The sequence below is a fragment of the Mucilaginibacter sabulilitoris genome (assembly GCF_034262375.1).
GTDB lineage: Bacteria > Bacteroidota > Bacteroidia > Sphingobacteriales > Sphingobacteriaceae > Mucilaginibacter > Mucilaginibacter sabulilitoris.
The window spans coordinates 4,910,717-4,933,204 of record NZ_CP139558.1 but is presented as its reverse complement, the minus strand read 5'-3'; the positions used below and the strand labels follow the sequence as shown (position 1 = coordinate 4,933,204).

The window sequence follows — 22,488 nt, the reverse complement described above, 5'->3', positions numbered from 1 at the left end:
TTACTCGCATCGTTTATACAAATATAACAAATGTTACCAAATTGGTAACATTTGTTATTGAAATTTAAATTATCCAATCAATCATGAAATCAAAATTATTATCTGCTACGATTTTTATGTCCAGGTCGTGCGCTGAACACTTGTGAAATTCTAGCTTTTTTCTTAAAGCCCCCATGTCTTCACCGACTTTTAAATCTAAGATTCTCGCGTAGTGTTGGGTTGTTTTGATATTAGTATGGCCGAGCATTTTCGAAACACTTTCAATAGGCACACCATTTAATAAAGTTATCGTAGTCGCAAATGTGTGCCTGGCAATGTGAAAGGTCAAATCCTTGTCTATGCCGCACAAATCAGCAATCTCTTTCAGTAGGCTAGGCCAACAGCGCTTTGCCACTTTGCAGTGGTAAGTTTCCGTTAACCCGCCCCCGAACCGTACGTACATGTCTCCATGTATACGGCTCTCCATTGTCAACATAACTTTACTTCTCATGCATAAAGCGTTTAATACTTGCTGTGGATTTCTCATACGTCTCACACGTTTTCCTTAGTTTGTATTAAGTTGACAACTGCTTCCCTTCGCCATGTACAGGGTGTTATCCTGCTCGGACTACTACGGAAGCTCCGTTTCCATATCGGGTATTCAGTATCTTTATACATAGCCCTTGTTTCCATGGGCATCCCGACTTAGGAAATCCCCGTTTAGTTTCGTAATGACTGTTAGCGCGACAGACTGTCGGATGCGACTTTCGTTCTTTTCTCCGCTTATTGCGGTTGTGCCGTAGCGGTGTTCTATGCTCTCAAAGGCTACCTGACAAATCAGAGTGCTACGGTGTGACAATACAACTGCCTTTCGTCACAGGTCCAACATGCCCCACTGAACTATCATTCAACCAGTATAGGCTTCATCCTCGTGTCTGTCTTTCTCCCCAGCGATGCACTCGCCTTTGGCAATTAAAGCGGCCATGCTGCAACCGACATGCGACACTCCCCATTGGGTTTCCCCTCCGGATAAGTCGGTTAGGAGTAGACTTAGAACCTAGTCTAGTCTCTTGCCAAAGAGACATTCATTACGCAACCTTTACGGGCGCACAATAGCTGTTCATTTTTTGATTGCTTAATATTGGTAGTAACTTATCCTCGACTTCACATTGTGGGTGATTTCTATATTTTTCGATTACACCTAGTGCATAAGGTAACAGCGGAATGCGAGATGGAGTATCTGTTTTTTGACGGTTGGTAAAAACCCATTGCTCACCGTCGAAGCCCTTTACAATTTCAGAGCGTTTAAGCTTTTGGACATCAATGTAAGCCAGGCCTGTATAACAGCTGAATAAAAATATATCCCTGACCTGCTCAAGACGAGCACTGACAAAGGTTTTTGACGCCATCGTTTCCAATTCTTCTTTGGAAAGAAAGGGCCGGTCGATTTTCTTGATTTTGATTTTGTAGTTAAGAAACGGATTAACAATTATCCAGCCGCTTGCCAGGCAGATGCGAACAATCTTCCCAAAGTTCTTGATATACTTTAAAGCTGAATTGTTGTTGCATTTACGAACTGTACGGAGATAGAATTCAAATTCACTGATGAACTGGTGATCAATTTGCTTGACACGGATGTCATTGATCTTGTATTTCCATTGCATAAAATCTTGCGTGTGCTTTAACGTCGTTTCATAACGGGTAACTGTAGCGGGAGCAAACTCCTGATTTGCCAAGGCTGCAACTTTACGATTATGTTCCTTAAACACGTCAACCAACATAATTGGTTTTTCAGTTTTACCCAAGAACCGATTTTTGATTTTTTCGACTGTTCTTCTCCACAGTCCTTTAAATAGCGAATCGTATCATTAATCCTTAGTGCGACATCATTAAGAGCCAAGTTTAATTTATAAACCGCCTCAGCTTTGCCTTTGGCTCTTCCTTCGTTTGGATTCCAGAGCTTCGACTGAATTTTTTTCCCGGTTGCCAATTCGGCACGCTGTCCATCACAGGTGATCCGGACATAAACCGGGACTTTTTCTTCTTTTGAATTTGCCCTCTTTTTTAGATAAAAGAGAACAGCTACATTTTTGATCATAAAAAGCTGTTAAAAAGTTAAACAAAATTACCTTTACAGCATAATTTCCACAAGATGTTTAATCGTTGAACACCTTGTTTGTCAATTGGTTATAAGTATGCTGGTGAGCACTGCTTCAAAGATTAGATGCTCACCAGAATGCTCACCAAAATGGCCGTTCATTGGTGAGTAAATGGCACCAAAATGGAACAAAAAACCCCTCAAATGTAGCGTTTGAAGGGTTTTAGTGGTGTTTGATACCGTTTTCGTGGAGCCGGAGGGACTAATCGATCTTTTGTAAGTTATTTATTATCAGTTAATTGTGTGTGTTGTGGCGTTTTGGTGTAAACAGGGTTAGCTTTTTTGTTTAATATTTTCTAATTCTGCCTGTAATTTATCCATTTCCTTTGCCTGTCTTTCTACCTGTTTCATTAGATAATTTTGGTTAGCCTCCATCATCTTAAGGAACTTTTTTAGAATGCCTAACTCTGAATTAATGGTGTTAAGGTCGGTTATTAAATTAGTCTTCTCTGGCTTAGTACTTATCTCTCTACCCTTGCCTGTGTTAAACCACACTTGATTCAAATTGTACTCCTTTACCAACTTCGCTACAAATTCAAATTTGATCGGCGCTTTCCCTTTTTCCATATAAAGTAGATTGCTGGCTGCCAACTCTAGCATTTCGGCTGCAGTATTCCGTACCTTGTTTATGTGTTTCTCCCTAAAAAATGTTAACCTGTTAGCAAGTGTTAAATCAAATTTTACTGGGTGAATTTCGTCTGTGCTTTTTTGTATTTTAGGCATTGTTGTTATTTGTTGGGGTGAGGGTGAAAGTGAACCAGATCCTATCTATGGGACTTGTGTTTTTAAATTCATCTTCGAAAAATATACCATTAAAAATTGTGTTATCGAATATAGTTCTAAGATGCTCCACTTGCGCGATTTCTATGCGCTGTGGAGTATTGTAAATATCGAATGCAAACCTTCCAATAATTGGGGTCAACTCCCAGCCGTAAGGATTAACTCCGTACCATATCGTGTCTGGTTCGCTATAGTCCATCCCGCGCCCAGATGGCTTGAAGCCGCCTGTTGGCCAGAGGTCACTTCCATTTAAGTAGCTATTATGTAAAACATGCATAGCAGCATCGCACACTTCAATTGATATGTTTTGCTTTGCCTGGCGTTCGGTTTCTGGGATGGGGAGTCGTTTGGGCATGGTTAAAAATCGTCTTTACGAACAATAGCTTTTGAAATATCCACTAATAAATCATTAAATAGGTGATATTGCTGATTTATGTTAGGTGCCGCTTGATCCCTATCATTATCATTCCTGTTTTTCTGTATTGCCAGTGTTTCCTCTATGGGGGTATTGGTTCCAGGCCCTGCATAATACAAATTGCCAATATCATATAGCCTGAGTCTGGCCTTATTGTCTTTGAATGTCAATTCAACAGTATATTCGAATTTTTGTACCGATATTTCATCCTTAATACCGGATATACCTTTGTAAATAATAACCCCCTGCACTTCATCCGCTATTTTGGTTACGCTTTTATAATCTCTATAATTAATAGCTATCCATTTTTGAGCGTTTTTAAACATTTCATTCTTTGAATTTTGAGTTACCAAAATTTTTTCAAAGAATACTTTGTTAGATTCGTTGTATTTGAATCGATTTAATGCGCTGTCCAACGATGCCTGGCTTTTCGAAATAAAGGGTATTAATAGTAATAAGAAAGCAAGAGTGATTTTCATATCGTAATTAGGTTATAAATTAATAGTTTGGCTTCTTTAATATATCTGTCAGCAAACAAAGTTTTTTTATCCTCTCTGTCTTAATTGTTTTTGGGGCATACTTCGGCCTTGATCCAATTGTTTCGCTTTGATTGTCGCTCCATAGTATTACACTGTCTTCGTTGTCTGATGCCAAAAGTCGTTTGAAGACTCTGTAGTCACCGTATTCTATGTAATATATCTCGCCCCATTGTATGTCTTGCCGGTCTTCAATAGGCCTGAGCACACACCATGACCCATTTTCTAAAGTAGGATACATAGAGTTGCCATGTACTGGTAACGCAAAGCTTGATTTTGTCGCCCCTGGTATATTTAAATAACCAATTATTTTAACATCTGTAGGGTCACCGTACATTTCTACGTTAGACGCGGAACCAGGAAAATTAAACATTGGAATCCCATCAATTTTTATCTTTTCCCTAACCGCATCTTCTAAAAACATATTTCCATCTCCAGTTTCTAACCAATTAACGTTTATAGAAAATTCTTTAAAAAGTGCATTTTTTATGTCGCCAGACACATTTACTTTGCCTCGCTCTACATCTGCATAGCTACCCTGCTTAAGATTAACTATCATTCCAAACTGACTTTGGGTCATGTTTAAATGTTGCCTTAAAATTTTAAGTCTCTGATTTTCAGTTAATTTCATAAATATTTAAAGAAAAATCTATAATTCTATTGTTTAATAGAAAAATCTATTTACATTTGTATTGTACAATAAAACAAAGATAAACATAAACAACAATCACGCACATAGCAAATATCTACTACAATGAATTATCTAATCAATTCTTATGGCATACAGATACCGGACTTCGATCTGAATATTCTTACACAAAGAGAGATTGAAGTTATGCGTAGGGTTATCCTTCCTGGCAAAGAGATCGCCTATGATTTAAACATCAGTGAGAATACCCTTAACTCACACATGGTGAACATCAGAAATAAGACCAGGCTAATGGATATCAGGCAGATCGTATGCTGCAGCATGAAAAAGGGACTAATTAATTAAAAATAAAACTATGGCAGAAAGGCGCTTAATAGATCCACCACAGGAAAAGTTTGTATGGTCAAACGAAATATTGGCTATTAAAAAAGGAGAAGAGGTGGTGATCAAAAAAAAGTATTCGAAAACGGTCACACCAATAATCAGCAAGGATGTGAGGCTAAAAGATCCTGATAGGAAATTCGAGACTGACAGCAAATCTGACCCTGACCATCTAATCATCAAATGCATTAACTAATCACCACCATGGCCACATTAACACTTCAAAAAACTAACATCGACCTGTTATCATTATTCTGCTCAGCAAATTTTGATAAGAATCGGATTTCCGTTGCGGACTGGGAGCTTAGCGAAAACTTCCTGACATTATTTCTGGAAGATATTAAACAACCGGTGACAGACCTTTCAGAGTGTGTACTATTCAAACTACCGGTATCTCGATTTGCCCAGATCATCACATCCAACGAGTTGAATTGCTATGAAGGAACGCTTTACAGTGAAAGCGGACGGACATATGATGGCATGGTTGTGATAAACGAACCTATCAAATGGTTCAAACATGACGCAACACCGGATGAACTAAAACAGGCCATTGAAGTAGTTAAAAACTCATTATTAATAAAGCCATGAGAGCACTAATATTCATCGCAGAACATGCGCTGGCCATCACAGTAGGCGCCGTGTTCATGGCTGCAGCTGTCATAACCTATGTAGCATTAATACCGATCCAATTATTCTTTTTCTTATTGGAGGACAAATAATGGAAGGCATATCACTAGTAGAAACCAAAACATTACAGGACCTGATTTTAGAAATAAAGTCTTTAAAGGATTCAGTAGCAAAATCTAACACTGAAACTGATAGGTACTTAAATAGTCAGGAAGCTGCAAAGGTAATCGGAGTTTCAGAGGCATGGATGTGCAAAATAAAGCAGGACATAGGTTACACATCAATAGGTAAAATAGTAAGATTCAAGAGATCTGACCTGATTGCCTACATGGAAGCCAACTATTTCAAAACCAAATCACCAAGGAGGACATACAAATGATCATTACTCACGAAACCACCATTGAGGAATACGAAGCCTGGCTGGCAACTAACCCAGACTTCTCCGAGTTCAGGAGGGCAGTAAGGAGCACGTTTAAAGCTGCTTACCTGACTATTGGGCGCATAGTTAGACGCGTTAAGAGAGTTAAGAACAGATCATGTTTGTCTGGTGCCCGGGTTTCGAGCACCGTATACCCACTGTCCTATAATAAAAACGGAGTAGTTACGCCATACATACTTGCCGAATGGATATCAGATGTTCGAAAGGAGTTAAAACGTACCACAGATCACATCCGGATGATCAACCTGTTCGATTGCCTTGAAGGCGTTCCATGGGCAGAAAACATCTTCGATGATCGTTTCGGACGGATCCAGAGGATTGAAGACGAATTGGCCATGGAGCAAACATATAAATCAGCATTAGAAATTTTAAACCAATAACACACTATATCATGGAATTAAAAAAAGCAACCAGAAGTAAGGTTAAGCTTCGCTTAAACATATCAGCTCCAAGCGGTGCGGGTAAGACATATTCAGCTTTACGTATGGCAAAAGGGTTATGTGGAAGCTGGGAAAAGATAGCTGTTGTCGACACTGAGAATGAATCAGCCAGCCTTTACTCTAATCTTGGTGATTTTAACACCATAGGATTAACTGCCCCTTACACACCTGAGAAATACATTGAGGCCATTGAGATTTGTGAAAAGGCCGGCATTGAAGTAATCATATTAGATAGCACCTCTCACGAATGGTCCTGTATCCTTGAAGAAAACGAACTGCTTGCACAAGCTAAGTTTCGCGGTAACACATGGTCGGCATGGTCTGTTACTACACCGCGGCATGATAGGTTTGTAAATAAGGTCTTGCAATCAACTGCTCATATCATTACCTGCACCCGCTCAAAAATGGAGACCGTTATGGGCGATGATAAAAAAGTGAAAAAGGTTGGTATGAAAGACCAGCAGCGCGAAGGTTGGGAATATGAATTAACCGTTTCCCTGAACATTGATCGCGATACTCACCTGGCTATTCCGTCAAAAGATCGTACCAACTTATTTGAGGGTCAAAATCCTTTCCTGATTACTGAGGAAACTGGTGAGGCTATTAAAAACTGGTGCGAGGATGGTGCAGTTCAAAAGTCTGCTTCTGAAAAATTGAAAGAAGCTACTTCAATTACCGAATTGGCAAATGTTTACAAATCATTACCGGTAGCAGAACAAAAAGCATGCATGAAGTTAAAAGATGAACTAAAGGCAAAACTTTCACCTCCTGTATCTGATCCAGTTGCCGCCTAATGCTTTCATCAAAAGAAATGTTTACCGACTTCCAGGAAGCCGATTACTACGCCAGTGAAGTATATCAACTTAAGAAACACTTAACCATGCCTGCTGCACCAATCAAGCAGCAGGTAGCTAAACCTAAAGGAAATGGAAATACCAAAGTTCAAAATTAGGGCCAGTGCCGCAAGCGAAATATTGGCCGGCACAATAGGGTTATCAGATGCACAAACTGCCAAACGTACTGAGCTTTCTGAGCGAAAAAAAGCATTTGAAGCTGGTGAGAAGGGTGTAAAACCTTTAACTCCTAATATGGAAGCTGAATTGGCGGCCCTCAACTACAAGTTTGAAAATCCAGAGTTACCTACCGGTGCAAAAACTTATTGCGAAAAATGGTTAAAGGAGAAGCTTTACGACCGCCGTAAAAACTTCGCCAATAAGTATTTGGAAAAGGGTATTTCTTGCGAGGATGAAAGTATAAAATTCGCGGCTGAGTCATTGGGCTGGGGTGATGTAGCTAAAAATGAAGAGTGGTTTAGTGATGAGTGGATGGAGGGAACTCCGGATATTATTTGTGAGTTACTTAGCAATGCTGAGGATGATATGATTGAAACATTTATACCAACCGTTATCGACATGAAAAACGTTTGGGATTGTTTCACCCTTCCTTTATTTGATGAGGTTATTCCCACGGACGGTTACAAAACCCAGCTTCAAGTTTACATGCATTTGGTAAGTGAGGCATATGGCATAGAGTTTAACGATGCCATTTTAACATACGCCCTTATGGATGCTCCCCTAAATGTTATGGAAAAAGAGATGAGGTCACTATCGTGGGAGGAAGGCCAGCGCGGATTTATTACTGATGAGATACGTCAAAAGGTTCACCGTGAAATGACTTATTCTGATCTGGGCCCGGAACTTCGTTTAAAAACCTTCAATGTTAAGCGTGAGCCTTCGGTTATTGAGGAATTAAAGGTAAGGGTTCAAATGTGCCGGGCATACATTTCTCAATTAATAGAAAACAGGAAATACTTATTAGCTGCCGCATAATGTACACCGACAACACCCTAATGCCCTGGGGCAAACATAAAGGGGTAGCATTGGCAAATGTGCCCGATGATTATTTGAAGTGGCTATACGCAGAAGGTAAGGCTCATGGTGATCTGAAAAGATACATTGAGGGTAACCTTGCAGCAATCAATACCAATATCAGTAAACAATTACAACGTAAATCAATATGAAAATTAAATTAGAAATTAAAAACTGGTGGACAGGCAAAGTTCTGTTTGAATTTGAGACAGAAGGCAATACCATAGCTAAAACAGTGGCTGAGTGCATCAGGCAGGCGAGAGAAAAAGAGAGCTTAGCCAACCTGAGTGGTGCCAACCTGAGTGGTGCCAACCTGAGCTTAGCCAACCTGAGTGGTGCCGACCTGAGTGGTGCCAACCTGAGTGGTGCCAACCTGAGTGGTGCCGACCTGAGAAGTGCCGACCTGAGTGGTGCCAACCTGAGTGGTGCCAACCTGAGAAGTGCCAACCTGAGAAGTGCCAACCTGAGCATAGCCAACCTGAGCATAGCCAACCTGAGTGGTGCCAACCTGAGCATAGCCGACCTGAGTGGTGCCAACCTGAGTGGTGCCAACCTGAGTGGTGCCGACCTGAGTGGTGCCGACCTGAGTGGTGCCAACCTGAGCATAGCCAACCTGAGTGGTGCCAACCTGAGTGGTGCCAACCTGAGCATAGCCAACCTGAGTGGTGCCAACCTGAGTGGTGCCAACCTGAGCATAGCCAACCTGAGTGGTGCCAACCTGAGTGGTGCCGTTAATAACCCAATAAAGGCCGACTTTTTTATGATCCTACTCTATGCACGAAATGAAGTTCAGGGCCTTAGGCAAGCGCTTATTGATGGCAAAGTTGATGGTTCAACCTATACCGGCGAATGCGCTTGTTTGGTCGGTACACTGGCAAATGTTAGGAATTGCAGCTATGAGCAAATACCTGGTATTAAACCTGATGCTGATCGACCAGCAGAAAGATGGTTTACTGGAATAAGAAGCGGTGATACGCCAGATAATAATGAAGTTTCTAAACTCACATTAGAGTGGGTTGATGAATTCCTGATCCTAACCGCCGCATAGTGACGCTAATCACCACCTACGAAATAACTACTGCCGGTGATTGGCCCGTGGTAGTAACAACAATCGAATTAATATAAACCCGCCCATATGGGCAAATAATCAAATCAAATTCAAACTACAATGAGTGAAAGAAAGCTATCTGGTAGCATCGCGCTTACAAAGCTGCAGCATGTTATCATGGAGAAAAAAGGTAAGTCAGGTATGATCAAAGGATTATTCATCCCTATTGATGCCAACCTGTTAACCGAAAAGGACGGCGCCGTTTACATGTCTGTAAATGTAAACTTCAAACCGGAGCAGGATCAATACGGACAAAACGGATTTATCAGCAAAACCACTGATAGCAAAATCTGGAAAGGCCTTGACGAAGCAGGGAAAAAATCCGCCCAGGATTTATCTCCTATTCTGGGAAATATTAAGGATTGGAGCGGTGCCACTGCGAATGATACTGCTGGTGCCGCTGCGACTGGTGTGGTGAATGCAGATGACGACTTGGATTTACCCTTCTGACCTTATCTAAAGGTGTTATTTATCTCGCCCTACATGGAAACATGTGGGGTTTTGAGGTGCAAAAAATCAATGTTTTATGAAAAGATGTTTTAAATGTAATGTAGAAAAACCGTTGTCGGAATACTACAAGCACAAACAGATGGGCGATGGGCATTTAAACAAGTGCAAGGATTGCGCTAAAAAAGATGTAGCTGAGCGCGCATACGGATTAAATGATGATCCTGAATGGCGAGAAAGAGAAAAAGAGCGCCATAGAGATAAATATCACAGACTTGGATACAAAGATATCCATAAGCCATCACCTGAGGATAAAAAGGCCGCAATGCAAAGGTACGCTGAATCATTCCCTGAAAAAATAGCTGCAAAAAATCTGTGTCAACACGTTACATGCGCCAAAGGCAATGAACGCCACCATTGGTGCTATAGCTTCCAGTATGCAAAAGATATCATTGAGTTGTCAATTGCGGATCACGCTTTCCTTCACAGACACATAATCTATGATCATGATTACTTTATGTATCGCAGGTCTGACACGATGGAGTTGCTTGCTACAAAAGAAATGCACCTGGCATATTTTGAAGAGTTGAAACAAGCTCAAAATGTAAAGGCGGCATAATAATATTCTCGTATTAGAATAAAATAAATAAGTTTTATGAAAGATATAAAAGAACTATTGCAATTATTCGTGAGTGACCCGGATGCTTGGCAGGATTGGAGCAAAACACCATTCCGTATTATTGATAAAGTATATGCTACTGATAGGCATGTGTTGGTTATTATCCCGGCGGAACTTGCGCCTGAGGTAGAAGATTTGAAGGATTATAAACCTGAAAACGTCTTGAAAGTCATTCCAGAACTAGGGCCAGTAATCAAAACCATCACTGCCAAAGACATTCTAACTGCCTTAAAGTCGGTACCCACTATCAGGGAAGACCAAGAGTGCAAAGCCTGCAAAGGTGATGGAGAGGTTGAGTGGGAGTTCATTCACGATGGGGAGCGATACAGAGAGGATTTCGAGTGCCCATTATCCGATGGTGAAGGGTCATTCCCTGATGAAGATGGCAAAATGATCCCTGATCCGGATAAATGTATTACTATAGGTATGGCAAGCTTCGCGCCTAAATACATTAAGAAGCTATATCAATTGTGCCAATTTTTTGACTTGGCCGAAATTGACTTGATTAGCCAACGATCAGAGGATTCACCCTCATTATTCTCAAAAGATGATATATCCCTGCTAATCATGCCGGTACTTGAAAAGGAATCCGTTCACACAATTAAATAATGTTCCACAACCATCTCATAGAAGAAACACAATTACCCGATACCGCGGTCCGTGTGGCATTCAACACATTAAGGGAGGGCGAATCATACCAATATGTCCCAGGTGGACAAGTTTACACTGTCACCCGCAGGGATTTCACCTTCGCCACCGTTCGGCGTCATGATGATTGGCTGCTGCATATGGATGAAGGATGTTGGATTTGGGATAGGATGGTGATAAGGGTTGCCCCGGTGGGTAAGTAAAATAAATTAATATGAAACCACATCGATTTTTAAGCATACAGGAAAGGTATATAAGGAGAAATTACTTATTGATCAGTAGCAATGATATGGGTAAAGCTTGTGGATGTACAGGGCAGGTTATAAGGCGTTTCTTAAAAGAAAATGGATTGATAGTTCCTGCTGAGGTAAGTCAAAAGTTCCGATCAGCTAAACAGCGTGGCAAAACCAGTTTCACAAAAAAGGAAGATAGGTTCATTAAAGCTAACTACTTAACTATGCCGGTTAAAACAATGGCATCAGCTTTAAACCGAAGTCATACCGGTGTGCAATATGCATTAAGGCGATTGGGCCTTACCATCCCACGTGAACTTATTGAAGCCCGCAAGCAAGCGAGTAGGATTCAGCCAGGCGCTTCGCCTCCAAACAAAGGTAAAAAGCAAATAGATTACATGAGTGCCGAAGCTATTGAGCGTACGGCCTTAACGAGATTCAAAAAAGGAGATATCCCGGCAACAGCTTTTGATAAGGATGGCATTATTACCATCAGGCATGATCATCCAGATCGCGCTAACGGTGGCCGCGCTTACAAATACGTCCGTTTGAGCCTTGGCGTTTGGAAGCCGCTGCACACTCATACTTGGGAGCAGGTAAACGGGCCTCTGCCCGAAGGCCATTGCCTTTGGTTCAGGGATCTGGATTCAATGAACTGTGATCTTTCCAATTTGGAACTTATAACCAGACAGGAGAACATGGCAAGAAATACTATACAACGCTTTCCTCCGGAACTAATTTCAACAATTAAAATATTATCGAAACTTAAAAAAACAATCAAGAATCATGGCACAAAATAAATTAACAGACCTCAGAAATCATCTTTTCGCAACACTTGAAGGCCTATTGGATGAAGAGGCGCCTATGGATATCCAGCGCGCGAACGCCGTAGCACAGGTGGGAAGCGTAATTGTCCAGTCAGCCAAGGTAGAAGTAGATTATGCGAAAGTTATGGGTAAGCTGAGCCCTACCTCTGATTTTATTGAAAACACAAAGCAGTTAAACAAATAGGAGGATAAATCATGAAAGCTTCAGATTCATTTAAAAACATTATCAGTGATCATCTGCTTAACCTGGCTATCAATGATCAAGTGTTCGCTGAACGGCTTAACCTGCCTACCAAAAACATTGATGATTGCACGACTTATATCCTTAATCAGGTTCAAAAATCCGGTCAGTCGGGATTTGCAGATGCCGAAATATACGGCATGGCCGTTCATTACTATGATGAAGATGTGATTGACGTTGGCAAGGCTGTTAATGCTCGTGTGGTTGTCAACCACCATGTAGAGGGGCCGGCAAAAGCTACCTCACAACCTACATCTGCCGCACCAATCGTCAAAAAGTCCGCTATTAAGAAACCAGTTATCGAAAATCAAGTATCAATGTTCTGATTATGAAAGCACGTACAAAAGCACAAAGGGCGCTAGTAGATGTGAGCGATACTCTCCCTGAAATTACCAAAATACAGAGCGCATACGCATACCAGCACTGTTTTCAACGGTTAGCCTACCGAAGCAAAACAAAGGGTACGGGGTGTTTAGAATGTGGCCATATATGGCAGATGGAAGAAAAGGATACCTCTGTCAAATGCCCCGCCTGCAATGTCAAACTTTCAGTTGTTGACACTCGCAAAAAACAACACAATCCAGGGAAAAAGTACTTTTCTATGTTAGATGTAAGGGGCGAATACCAGGTGGTTAGATTATTCGAGTTAATTAAAATTCAGGAAGTAGGCAAACCAGCGCGGAGATACATGATGGAGGTTGTACGGCAATTTTTCAACCCGGAAAAAGAAATGCAAGTTATTGCCCGCTGCCGAACTACATCATTTAACATTGATAGTTTCAATGGTGATCTGGAATGCAGGGATACAGCAGGGTATTACGGCAACAAATACGATTTGTGGGCAGACGCCACTTATCCTAAAATAAAAGTATTGCCTGCCTATGCCCGCAATGGATACACCTATGCTATTAAAGAAGTTTCTCAATACAAGGTAATGAGAGCGATACTTTGTAATAGTAAAGCTGAAACATTAATCAAATCGCGGCAGGTAGGTTTATTAGAAGCCTATGTCGGTAGCAGGGATAATGATATTTACAGATACTGGAATAGTATTAAGATTGCTATCAGGAACAACCAAATTATTAAGCCTGATGATACAATAACATGGTTGGATTACCTCAAACTCCTTGCTTTCTTCAATAAAGACTTAAACAGCCCCAAATATCTTTTCCCGGCAGACTTGAAGGCAGCTCATGATGAATTGGTTATTAAAAAACAGAGGGTAGAAAAGACTAGGGAATCCGAGCGTAAAAGAAGAGTGGCTATCGAAAATCAGGTAGAATATGAAGCCGCTAAAAAGGCTTTCTTCGGTATGCTATTTACCAATGGGAAAATCACCGTGAAAGTCCTCGAAAGCGTACCAGAATTTGCAGAGGAAGGGTTAAAGCTTCACCACTGCGTTTTTACTAATGAATATTTCAAAAAACAGGATTCACTCATCTTATCCGCGCGTATAGATGGAAAGCCGGTGGAGACAATTGAAGTATCATTGGATGAAATGAAAGTTAAGCAATCACGCGGCCTCCAAAATTTACCGACACCTCATCACGACGAGATAATTAGCCTGGTGCGTAAGAATTTACCAAAGATAAGAAAGGTGTATAATGAGAGTAGGAGACAGGCCGCATGACCGTTCTAAAAGTTTGTATAGACCCGAATTGCGATTCAGTTGCCCATAACTGCATGAAATCTGAAACCCATTGTAGGGAGTGTAATTCAGGACTAGTAGAAATAAATAAGGAGTGCTACATGAAAAAGTTTATTAATAACTACTTCCAGTATGATTATAGCAATGACATGGGTGACATAGTGACACCGTCTAAAATGGGTTACGCTTTACAATTAACAATTTCGATATGACAGTTATAGACAAATACATTTTCAACCATCCTGGTAGGCCTGCGGCAAAGTTAGCGGAGGAGATTGGAGTAAGCGAAACATTTGTTAAATGCAGAAGGCTTTCATTGACTGCTGCTGATGTGGTATCGGTACCAATCTCTACCACAGACGAAATTCACGCCCTCATCAACCTGATATCAGTTCGTGGGGAAGGTTGGGCAGTAGAGGCTGCCAAAGAAAGGATTCGTATATTGAATACTCATCAATTAAAAACATAACATTTTAATTCTAATTTTAGAATAATAAGAATATATTTATTATCTTTAAACCGCGAAAGAAATTAATAGGATTAGCAACCAAAAGACATTCCATCACCCCCTCCGCAAGCCGCCATGCATCTCAATGCTGGTTCAATGACCGCTAATCCTTGTAAGGCTGCGGGGGTGGTGATATTTAAAATTAACCGCTCATAACCATGAAATTATCTAAAAATCAGGATTTATTTCTGAAGGCAGTATTGTCGGGTAAAAATGTGTTTTTAACTGGTAAAGCAGGTACCGGTAAATCATTTGTGGTTAGCCAGGCTATTGAGCAGTTAAAAAAACTTCGTAAAAACGTTGTCGCATTGGCGCCGACCGGTATCGCTGCGAATAACATCGGCGGACAAACCATTCACTCGATGTTTGGACTTGATCCGTTTGGTGTGCTTACTTATGAAACCTGCAGATATTTTAAATCTGAAAAGCGAAGGGTTATGGAAAAAATAGATGTTATTTTTATCGATGAGGTTTCAATGCTTCGCCCTGATATACTTGATGCCATTAACTGGACATTATTGAAAAACGGCTGTAAAAGCCTTAAATCTATACAAATTATTTTCGTTGGCGATCTAAAACAATTGCCTGCAGTTATTGATGATAATATGCGCAGCATGTTGTTTACTAAATATGATGGTTCAGAGTTCTTTGATGCAAAAGTATACAAACAGTTAGGCGTTGAAAGTATTGAACTGGATGAAGTTCTGCGCCAAACTGATGAGGAGTTTATATCTCACCTAAATATAATAAGGGAAGGCGGTAAAAGTGATTATTTCAAAAAATTCATAGGTACTGAAAGCCGAGGTGTTGTGTTGGCACCACATAAAGCAACCGTTACAAAATATAATATTGATGGCCTTAACAAAATCGACAGTAAGGAGTATGTTTTTGATGCCCAGATTTCTGGCAAGGTAAAGCTCGCTGATTTCAACCTTGAGCCTAAAGTAACTGTCAAAGACGGCGCTACCGTAATGTACCTAATCAACTCAAAAAATAACAATTTGGTAAATGGTAAGATCGGCATTTTCCGGGTCATTGATGATAATTTCTTCATTGATGTTAAAGGCGTTAAGTATCCACTTGAACCTATTCAATTATCGAAAAAGGAATATGTGCTCAATGATGCCGAGGATGCTCTTGAATTAAAGGAGATCGGTAGCATTACGCAAATTCCTATTAGGCTTGCGTACGCGCTAACCATTCATAAAAGTCAGGGCCTTACGTTTGAAGAGGTTACTATAGATTTATCGCGGGATTGTTTTAGCAAAGGCCAGTTATATACTGCATTAAGCCGTTGTAAATCTCCTGCCGGTCTTGTGATCATAAATCGTTAAGCTTATGAGACATTTAAGCTATACCCTTTATGACTACCAACAGGCACTTGTTAAAGATTTAGCAGTGGCGTCGAAGCAGCATACCCATGTTATAGGTCAATCACCTGGCGGTACCGGTAAAACTAAAACTTTTGTTTACATCGGCACTCAGGTTTGCAATAGGGGCGGTGTTACTCTGATTCTTACCGAACGAAAAAACGTTTTTAATCAAAACTTGAATGAGGCCGGTGCAGTTGGCATCAATGATGAATCGCCTAAGTTTGTTCATATAGCTGAAGGTGGTTTTTATGTGGCCATGACCCAGACATTAGAGCGTCGAAACCTTATCATTGAGCAATTCAATCGACTAACCTGCAATTTTTACATTATTATTGATGAATGTCATTCAGGCCGGTATAGCAACGTGTTGCGACGATTGACCACCGGCAAGCGCCTCGGTTTCACCGCTACACCTGATTTTAGGTATGCTAAGCATCTACCGGAATTTTATAATGATTGTGTTACTACGCATCCGGTGCAGTGGTTCATTGACAAGAATATCCTATGCGACTATCAGCACATTCAGCGAAAGTCAGGTAAAGGCACGGATAAACTGGAAAAGAAAGCCGGTGATTTTACAGCCACCAGTCAACGAAAATTCTTTGGTACTGATACTCATTATCAGGAATTGTTTAATGATCTCCGCGAATATCCATTTAATAAGTGCATGCTGTTTTGCGCAAGTATTGAGCATGCAGAGGAAGTATTTGAGGTGATGGTGTCCGCTGGATTTTCGTGCTCTATCAATCACAGTAAGCGGGATGATTCTGTTTACCAGGTTGCCAAGTTTGATAAGCTTCACGAAACAAATATCATTATCAGTGTTGGCGGTATGACTACCGGTTATGATTATCCGGAAGTGGATTTGATTGTTCTTTACCGGGCCACAACATCATTGATCATATACCTTCAAATGCTTTTCCGTGGCGATCGTAAAAAAGAGGGAATGTTTTTCAGGTGCCTTGACTACGGTTCAAATTTTGACAGGCACGGTGCTTACTTCGCTGATCATGACTGGAAAGAAATGTGGAACAAAAAGGAAAAGAATCGTTCCAAAGAAGATGCTGCCGCCATGACCACTTGCCCTCACTGTGAAAGTATGATTGCTGCATCAGCTAAGAAATGTAAGTTTTGCGGTTTTGTCATGCCAGAGAAGCCGAGGCCGGTTGAACCCGGTATTGCCGAGGATGTTACTAAGCGTTTTGATGCATTGGCAGGTAAACGTGTAAGTGAACTTACTCCAAAAGAACTATCCCTTTTTGCTAACCTGCGTAATAAAAAGATGTTCGCCATACGCGTAGCCAAAGCTCAGGAGCAGCTTAACCCCGGTTTTTTAATTGATTTCGCCGCATCGATGGGATATAAAAGTGGATGGCTTGATCATCAGCCAATCCCACAAGAGAGAATTGAATTTTCAGATATTATTTTAAGATAGTTATACATGGGTGCTACGTTATCCGCAGTTTGGAGCCAAGTTGAGAAACTTATATTAGATGGAATTTCTGTAATCCCCGTACGTGATAAGGACGATGAAGCATCAGTCCGTCTTGCTAAAACTCCGTTCGGATCATGGAAAAAATACCAGTCACAGCGCGTTGATAAGAGCGAGCTATGGGCACTTATGGAGTTTCATAACACCGAAGCTGTGGGTATAGTATGCGGCAAGATTAGCGGCAATCTGGAAGCTATTGATGTCGATGTTAAGTATAAAACCGGTATCGATGCTATCCTTTTTAAGGATATAAAAGCCATCTATCCGGAATTATTTGTCAAACTACGTATTCACAAAACACCATCAGGTGGATGGCATATTCTATACCGTGTTGCAGATGGTGAAATACCTGGCAATATTAAACTTGCCGGCCGTGAGGCTACCAATGAAGAATTAATATCAAGCCCAAAAAATAAAACCTATAACTTCATTGAAACGCGTGGAGAGGGCGGTTATATATTGGCCCCTCCTTCATTAGGTTATTCGATTCAAAAGGATGCTGATATCCCTGTACTTACCTGGGAGGAACGATGCAGCCTTATAACCCTTTGCGAAACATATAATGAGGTAATAAAAGTGGCTCCCACTTACAAACCTACTAAAACCGAAAGTGAATACTATACTGAAAATCCCTGGGATCACTTTAACGTCAATTGTAATCCGGTTGAGTTTTTAAAAGAGTTTGGATGGGAAGAATTTAAGAGTAACCCTCATTTCATTTGGTTCACGCGTCCGGGTAAAAATAAAGGTGTATCAGCATCATGGAACATATCTAAACGTGTATTTTTTATATTTACCTCATCCACTGAACTGGATGCTAATAAAGGATACCATCCTGCCACTGTATTATCTGAATTAAAGTTTGCCGGTGATAAACGTAAAACATACCAGCACTTGGTTAGTAATGGATATGGCATAGTTAAGCCATCCATTGAAAAAGCAATCATTAAAAAGCGTTCCTTATCCGGTGATCCTATACCGGTTAATTTTAGCCCAGCTGCTAAAGAGCAGTTTGAGGAATTAAAATCAGTTATTCAGCAGGATCATCCTTATGGTATTTTTTGGGAACATTCTGATGATGAAAAGATATCAATTAGCCGAGAGGGTGTTTATCAGGTATCCAATGGGCTTGGATTTAAAACATTTGACGGTAAAGTGGTTCAAATAATTGATAATGTGGTCTATCATAGAACCGAACGTTATTATTATGACACCCTGAAATCTTACATTAAAGAAGAGGAAGCAGATATTTACGAAGATATCTGTAACTCGTATGAAAGCTTTATACAGAAATCAGGGAAGTTCACTATTGAGCGGCTTCCTGAGCTTGATGATACTACTGTACTTTGTGATGATATGCATACCGCATACAAGTGCTATAATAATGGTTACCTTGTCATCACTGCAAATGATATCACTTTTAACGGATATGAGTTGATGGATAAACTCGTCTGGGATCATAGCATTCAGAAGCGTAATTATGCTTATGGTGATGGTGGCAAGTATATTGAATATCTAAAACTGGCTGTTACCGATTTTCCGCAGGCTAAAAAAGTTTTGGGTTACCTTTCGCATGAGTATAAGGATGAAACAACTGGCTTTATCATCGTTTTGACGGAGCAATGTCCGGATCCTAAACAGGGCGGTGGTAGCGGTAAGAACGTATTTTGTAATTTACTAAAGCTTACCACTACCTACACCAGTAAGCCAGGCGCTCAGGCTAAATTTGATGAAAAGCTTTTTCCAGAGTTGGAACGGTCAGCGAATTTTCGGTATAAGTGATGTTCCTAAAAACTTTGACTTCGCTTTCCTTAAAGAGCCGGCCACCGGTTCATTCATCTGGAAGAAATTGTTTAAAGATGAGGTAGAGGTTGATAATAAATATGCACCTAAGTTTATGGTTCAAACAAACTTCAGCTATGAAAATTCGGACGGTGGTTTGATGCGTCGTATCATCCCATTAGAGTTTACCAACTTCTTTACTGCCTGCGGGGGTCTTGATGTTTACTTCAATGCTCATTTTCCTAAAGGCTGGGATGATATGGACTATGCAGGCTTTGATTCATTAATTGCTACCAGCATACAGGAATGGTTAAAGGCTGGCCGAAAGCTGACCGCTACCGAATTAACTGAAACTGGGTGGATGAAACAGTGGGAGCAGACCTACGGTCACGCTACATCCTTTATTTTGAATAGCTGGGAGTCCTGGACTACAACTGGATTTATTACCAATGAAGAATTTAAAAAGACCATGGAATCGTTTTATAATGAAAACCATGTTCAGAAAACTTACTGGCCGTCATCGGCTAAACTAAACCAGGCTATTAAGGCTTACTGCGAACACCATAATGTGAGTTATATATATGATAAGAAGATCAGGTTCGTGAATGGAGAGTTTAAATGTAGACTATTTGGAGATGTGGATATTGATGATATCAGAGGTGGTAATGGGGATCCGTTTTAATTAAAATACCTAAACATATACTTTATATAATTTAACTTTTAAACAAGTTTGCCAGAAATTTTAGCAATGTGTGAAAAAAGTGTGAAATATTTTGTGAAAACATTTTTGAAATAGATACAAAATCCTATCTTTGAAATAGTTATAATGGGTATCCGTCCAGCGTTAACTCCTTTACCTAAACACACAATTACGACTCCTATTGCTAAATTATTGCCTGGCTTCTTGATATAGCGAATGGCGGTTTAAGACTAAGAAAGTCAAGTAATCCCTCCTAGTAGGGAGAAGCAAAAACTAGGTATCATGTACTAAAGGATGCATGTAAAAATGTTAACGTGAAAAAATCGGATAAACCAAAAGAAGAAGGGACCTACATCTTCAGGATGACAATAACGCTTAAAAACGGAACAGTCATCAGGAGACCAAATGGTAAGCCCTTCAAAATACTGATTAAAAACTAACTTCGTCGGAGGTTTTTTTCAGTTTATGAGCGGTTTCTGAGCATTTGGTCTAGCTCGGAGCCGCTTTTTTTTTAACTACAGATTAAGAACGCTAAAGTTTTTGAATTATTTTAATTTCAAAATTTTCATTGGAAGTAAAAGTGACGTCTATCCAAACAAATAATTCGATAAGCATATTGTTCACCCAACTTGTACCTTCAACCTCGCCGGTGTTTTCATTGAAAAAACACTTGAATCCGTATAACCTAGCTATATGGGTGTATGTCTTCATAATACTTGATTAAGGGTTAGTTTGTCGTTGTACGAAGCAAACATACAAATTGTTATATCTATTTTACGAAAAAAATTGCAAAAAAATTTGCAAAGGTACTTCCTTACATCATACTATCCAACATATGTTAGAAAATTGATAAGTGTTTGTATTTAATGTATTGATCTTAACCTTCTTAAAATGTATATAAATGCGATTTTTTATCATAACATTAAATACAAACTTTTTTTAATCCACTTTTTTCTGGAACGGAAACTGCCACCACGGAACGAACCTGGAACGAACAATTTTAACAAATTCGTTCCACTAAAAACACCTTTTAACTGTGTTTAAACGTTGTTTTTTTATATCTGGAACGATGGAACGAACTTTTTCTATTTATATATGTGTAAGAAATATTTTATAAAATAAAATTTATAGTGTTTTGTAAAATTTATTTTACGTAATCACATTTACATTTATATAAGGTACAATAGGGAAATTTGTCGTTCCATCGTTCCAAAAAACCAAAAATGCCCTTTTTATATATTTAACCCCACTTTTTTCTGGAACGAACTTTGTTTTTCTGGAACGAAAAATTCTATTTTGAGAATAAGAAGAATATTTCTTATCTTTGGTTTATAGTCAATTAAGCCAATGCCAGGTTTAGAAATTAATTTTTCGGAAGCTAAAATTCAACAGATAGCTGTAACAGAGATCAGGAACGAGTTTCCTGAAACTTACGGATGCTTTTATCACGTGCCTAACGGAGGTTACCGGGATAAAAAAACAGCTTCAATTCTTAAAGGGCAGGGCGTTGTACCAGGCATTCAAGACCTTCACTTTATTTGGTTCGGAAAACTATACCTAATCGAAGTTAAAGAACATGAAGGTTATGTATCGGCTGAACAAAAAGTTATTCATGCCCAGCATAAGGTTCACGGACTTGATACCTACATTTTCCGTACATCTGAGCAGATAATATATTTTGTAAGGTACATTATTCAAGGTAAATCATTGGATGGCTTTAAACGATTTATATCGCCTTACTCAATAGCTGAAAATGTAGAGATGTACCGTAAGGAGTTGGAGGCTTTAAAAATTAAAAGGTTGCAGAAGAGGGCCGCCTAAAATGGAACCGGTTTATACATTCCTAACCCCAACCCACACCCAATACTTCGACAAAATGAAGGCAGGGGAGGTCATAGATGTTTGGAAGGCAAGATATCCGTTACATCTGATCTGGGCGGCAAGGGAGTATATAGAGCAGCACACAGAGCTGTCAAATGGTCAACTTGAATTTAATAACGATTACACAGAAATAAAAAAATTGCAGCCATGGAAATAATTGTTAAAAACCAAATATCAATCAGCAGCGTATGGCAATGAAATATTCAACCCTGGCAAAAGTAATTGCCAAGAACGATCCGGAGGCTTATCGGAATGCGGTTAAGGTTTGTGAGCCGATGCTTAACAATCCCAGTAAGTTCCTACCTGAAATCCATAAAGCCATAAAAGATATTTATCCAGATATAGATCGTACGGATGAATCAATTTTATTCATGGCTGTTGCCTACAAAGCGTACGCACCCGCCACTTTGTTGGGGCAAGGCGTGGATAGGGCCCCTAACGGAATTCGTAAGGTTATGTGTCAGATAATGGGATGGAATAACGAAACAGTTTGTAATTTTTATCAAGACGCAGCCAGGGCATACTCAAAGGGTAAAAGTTATCAGGAAAAAATAAGCGCTGTGTTGCTGGGGTTTGAGAAGTTTTCCATTAAAAGTCAACAGATAGAATTATTCTGACCATGCCCGGGCGCACCGTTCATATTCAACCT

32 protein-coding genes and 1 pseudogene are annotated in these 22,488 nt (G+C 40.0%); 26 read left to right on the top strand and 7 right to left on the bottom strand.

What is annotated here, in order from left to right; all coding sequences use genetic code 11:
- Positions 1-64: 64 nt before the first annotated feature.
- The 7 genes and pseudogenes from SNE25_RS21300 to SNE25_RS21270 all read right to left on the bottom strand — a co-directional run.
- A pseudogene (locus tag SNE25_RS21300) lies at positions 65-367 on the bottom strand (tyrosine-type recombinase/integrase); the annotation flags it as partial.
- A gap of 700 nt (positions 368-1,067) precedes the next feature.
- Positions 1,068-1,715, bottom strand: coding sequence for a site-specific integrase (locus SNE25_RS21295; RefSeq protein WP_321561023.1), 648 nt, complete (start codon positions 1,713-1,715; stop codon positions 1,068-1,070).
- A complete protein-coding gene (locus SNE25_RS21290) occupies positions 1,661-2,077 on the bottom strand; it encodes an Arm DNA-binding domain-containing protein (RefSeq protein ID WP_321561022.1) in 417 nt (138 codons plus the stop codon). The genes SNE25_RS21295 and SNE25_RS21290 overlap by 55 nt, the downstream gene beginning before the upstream one ends.
- 333 nt (positions 2,078-2,410) lie before the next feature.
- Positions 2,411-2,860 (bottom strand): hypothetical protein, encoded by a 450-nt coding sequence (locus tag SNE25_RS21285; RefSeq protein WP_321561021.1) that lies wholly within the window; start codon positions 2,858-2,860, stop codon positions 2,411-2,413.
- A complete protein-coding gene (locus SNE25_RS21280) occupies positions 2,853-3,272 on the bottom strand; it encodes a hypothetical protein (RefSeq protein WP_321561020.1) in 420 nt (139 codons plus the stop codon). The genes SNE25_RS21285 and SNE25_RS21280 overlap by 8 nt, the downstream gene beginning before the upstream one ends.
- A gap of 2 nt (positions 3,273-3,274) precedes the next feature.
- Positions 3,275-3,811 (bottom strand): DUF4468 domain-containing protein, encoded by a 537-nt coding sequence (locus tag SNE25_RS21275; protein ID WP_321561019.1) that lies wholly within the window; start codon positions 3,809-3,811, stop codon positions 3,275-3,277.
- A gap of 19 nt (positions 3,812-3,830) precedes the next feature.
- On the bottom strand, positions 3,831-4,499 hold the full coding sequence (locus tag SNE25_RS21270; RefSeq protein ID WP_321561018.1) for a LexA family transcriptional regulator: 669 nt from the start codon (positions 4,497-4,499) through the stop codon (positions 3,831-3,833).
- 123 nt (positions 4,500-4,622) lie between these two features.
- On the opposite strand from SNE25_RS21270, the gene SNE25_RS21265 reads away from it, so the two are divergent.
- The 26 genes from SNE25_RS21265 (at position 4,623) to SNE25_RS21140 (ending at position 22,456) form a co-directional block, all read left to right on the top strand.
- Complete coding sequence (locus SNE25_RS21265; RefSeq protein ID WP_321561017.1) at positions 4,623-4,862, top strand: response regulator transcription factor; 240 nt, start codon at positions 4,623-4,625, stop codon at positions 4,860-4,862.
- Between the two features lie 10 nt (positions 4,863-4,872).
- On the top strand, positions 4,873-5,094 hold the full coding sequence (locus SNE25_RS21260) for a hypothetical protein (RefSeq protein ID WP_321561016.1): 222 nt from the start codon (positions 4,873-4,875) through the stop codon (positions 5,092-5,094).
- Positions 5,095-5,102: 8 nt separating this feature from the next.
- A complete protein-coding gene (locus SNE25_RS21255) occupies positions 5,103-5,486 on the top strand; it encodes a hypothetical protein (protein ID WP_321561015.1) in 384 nt (127 codons plus the stop codon).
- A complete protein-coding gene (locus tag SNE25_RS21250) occupies positions 5,483-5,617 on the top strand; it encodes a hypothetical protein (protein WP_321561014.1) in 135 nt (44 codons plus the stop codon). Before SNE25_RS21255 ends, SNE25_RS21250 begins: the two co-directional genes overlap by 4 nt.
- Positions 5,617-5,904: a helix-turn-helix domain-containing protein gene (locus tag SNE25_RS21245; protein WP_321561013.1), complete on the top strand. Its 288-nt coding sequence runs from the start codon at positions 5,617-5,619 to the stop codon at positions 5,902-5,904. The genes SNE25_RS21250 and SNE25_RS21245 overlap by 1 nt, the downstream gene beginning before the upstream one ends.
- The gene (locus tag SNE25_RS21240) at positions 5,901-6,344 is read left to right on the top strand and encodes a hypothetical protein (protein ID WP_321561012.1); all 444 of its coding nucleotides are present in this window, start codon (positions 5,901-5,903) and stop codon (positions 6,342-6,344) included. The genes SNE25_RS21245 and SNE25_RS21240 overlap by 4 nt, the downstream gene beginning before the upstream one ends.
- An 11-nt stretch (positions 6,345-6,355) precedes the next feature.
- A complete protein-coding gene (locus tag SNE25_RS21235; protein ID WP_321561011.1) occupies positions 6,356-7,198 on the top strand; it encodes an AAA family ATPase in 843 nt (280 codons plus the stop codon).
- Positions 7,198-7,356, top strand: a complete 159-nt coding sequence (locus SNE25_RS21230; protein WP_321561010.1) for a hypothetical protein — start codon at positions 7,198-7,200, stop codon at positions 7,354-7,356. The genes SNE25_RS21235 and SNE25_RS21230 overlap by 1 nt, the downstream gene beginning before the upstream one ends.
- The gene (locus SNE25_RS21225; protein WP_321561009.1) at positions 7,331-8,233 is read left to right on the top strand and encodes a hypothetical protein; all 903 of its coding nucleotides are present in this window, start codon (positions 7,331-7,333) and stop codon (positions 8,231-8,233) included. The genes SNE25_RS21230 and SNE25_RS21225 overlap by 26 nt, the downstream gene beginning before the upstream one ends.
- On the top strand, positions 8,233-8,424 hold the full coding sequence (locus SNE25_RS21220) for a putative quorum-sensing-regulated virulence factor (protein WP_321561008.1): 192 nt from the start codon (positions 8,233-8,235) through the stop codon (positions 8,422-8,424). Before SNE25_RS21225 ends, SNE25_RS21220 begins: the two co-directional genes overlap by 1 nt.
- Entirely contained in the window at positions 8,421-9,320 is a 900-nt protein-coding gene (locus tag SNE25_RS21215) for a pentapeptide repeat-containing protein (RefSeq protein WP_321561007.1), read from the top strand. The genes SNE25_RS21220 and SNE25_RS21215 overlap by 4 nt, the downstream gene beginning before the upstream one ends.
- A gap of 120 nt (positions 9,321-9,440) precedes the next feature.
- Entirely contained in the window at positions 9,441-9,830 is a 390-nt protein-coding gene (locus SNE25_RS21210; protein ID WP_321561006.1) for a hypothetical protein, read from the top strand.
- A 76-nt stretch (positions 9,831-9,906) separates the two neighbouring features.
- Complete coding sequence (locus SNE25_RS21205) at positions 9,907-10,446, top strand: hypothetical protein (RefSeq protein WP_321561005.1); 540 nt, start codon at positions 9,907-9,909, stop codon at positions 10,444-10,446.
- A 36-nt stretch (positions 10,447-10,482) separates the two neighbouring features.
- Positions 10,483-11,115 carry a hypothetical protein gene (locus SNE25_RS21200; RefSeq protein ID WP_321561004.1) on the top strand — a complete coding sequence of 211 codons (633 nt, stop codon included), beginning with the start codon at positions 10,483-10,485 and terminating at the stop codon, positions 11,113-11,115.
- Between the two features lie 253 nt (positions 11,116-11,368).
- Positions 11,369-12,187 (top strand): HNH endonuclease signature motif containing protein, encoded by an 819-nt coding sequence (locus tag SNE25_RS21195; RefSeq protein ID WP_321561003.1) that lies wholly within the window; start codon positions 11,369-11,371, stop codon positions 12,185-12,187.
- On the top strand, positions 12,174-12,398 hold the full coding sequence (locus SNE25_RS21190; protein WP_321561002.1) for a hypothetical protein: 225 nt from the start codon (positions 12,174-12,176) through the stop codon (positions 12,396-12,398). The genes SNE25_RS21195 and SNE25_RS21190 overlap by 14 nt, the downstream gene beginning before the upstream one ends.
- Before the next feature lie 11 nt (positions 12,399-12,409).
- Complete coding sequence (locus SNE25_RS21185; protein ID WP_321561001.1) at positions 12,410-12,781, top strand: PcfK-like family protein; 372 nt, start codon at positions 12,410-12,412, stop codon at positions 12,779-12,781.
- A 2-nt stretch (positions 12,782-12,783) separates the two neighbouring features.
- Positions 12,784-14,085, top strand: coding sequence for a PcfJ domain-containing protein (locus SNE25_RS21180; protein WP_321561000.1), 1,302 nt, complete (start codon positions 12,784-12,786; stop codon positions 14,083-14,085).
- A 226-nt stretch (positions 14,086-14,311) separates the two neighbouring features.
- Positions 14,312-14,572, top strand: coding sequence for a hypothetical protein (locus tag SNE25_RS21175; protein WP_321560999.1), 261 nt, complete (start codon positions 14,312-14,314; stop codon positions 14,570-14,572).
- A 197-nt stretch (positions 14,573-14,769) separates the two neighbouring features.
- Positions 14,770-15,945 carry an ATP-dependent DNA helicase gene (locus tag SNE25_RS21170; RefSeq protein ID WP_321560998.1) on the top strand — a complete coding sequence of 392 codons (1,176 nt, stop codon included), beginning with the start codon at positions 14,770-14,772 and terminating at the stop codon, positions 15,943-15,945.
- A gap of 4 nt (positions 15,946-15,949) precedes the next feature.
- Positions 15,950-17,419, top strand: a complete 1,470-nt coding sequence (locus SNE25_RS21165; protein WP_321560997.1) for a DEAD/DEAH box helicase — start codon at positions 15,950-15,952, stop codon at positions 17,417-17,419.
- Between the two features lie 6 nt (positions 17,420-17,425).
- The gene (locus tag SNE25_RS21160) at positions 17,426-19,258 is read left to right on the top strand and encodes a bifunctional DNA primase/polymerase (RefSeq protein ID WP_321560996.1); all 1,833 of its coding nucleotides are present in this window, start codon (positions 17,426-17,428) and stop codon (positions 19,256-19,258) included.
- Complete coding sequence (locus SNE25_RS21155) at positions 19,206-19,940, top strand: hypothetical protein (protein ID WP_321560995.1); 735 nt, start codon at positions 19,206-19,208, stop codon at positions 19,938-19,940. The genes SNE25_RS21160 and SNE25_RS21155 overlap by 53 nt, the downstream gene beginning before the upstream one ends.
- A 332-nt stretch (positions 19,941-20,272) precedes the next feature.
- The gene (locus tag SNE25_RS21150; protein ID WP_321560994.1) at positions 20,273-20,398 is read left to right on the top strand and encodes a hypothetical protein; all 126 of its coding nucleotides are present in this window, start codon (positions 20,273-20,275) and stop codon (positions 20,396-20,398) included.
- Between the two features lie 907 nt (positions 20,399-21,305).
- On the top strand, positions 21,306-21,779 hold the full coding sequence (locus tag SNE25_RS21145; protein WP_321560993.1) for a hypothetical protein: 474 nt from the start codon (positions 21,306-21,308) through the stop codon (positions 21,777-21,779).
- Positions 21,780-22,033: 254 nt separating this feature from the next.
- On the top strand, positions 22,034-22,456 hold the full coding sequence (locus tag SNE25_RS21140; protein WP_321560992.1) for a hypothetical protein: 423 nt from the start codon (positions 22,034-22,036) through the stop codon (positions 22,454-22,456).
- Positions 22,457-22,488 lie beyond the last annotated feature (32 nt).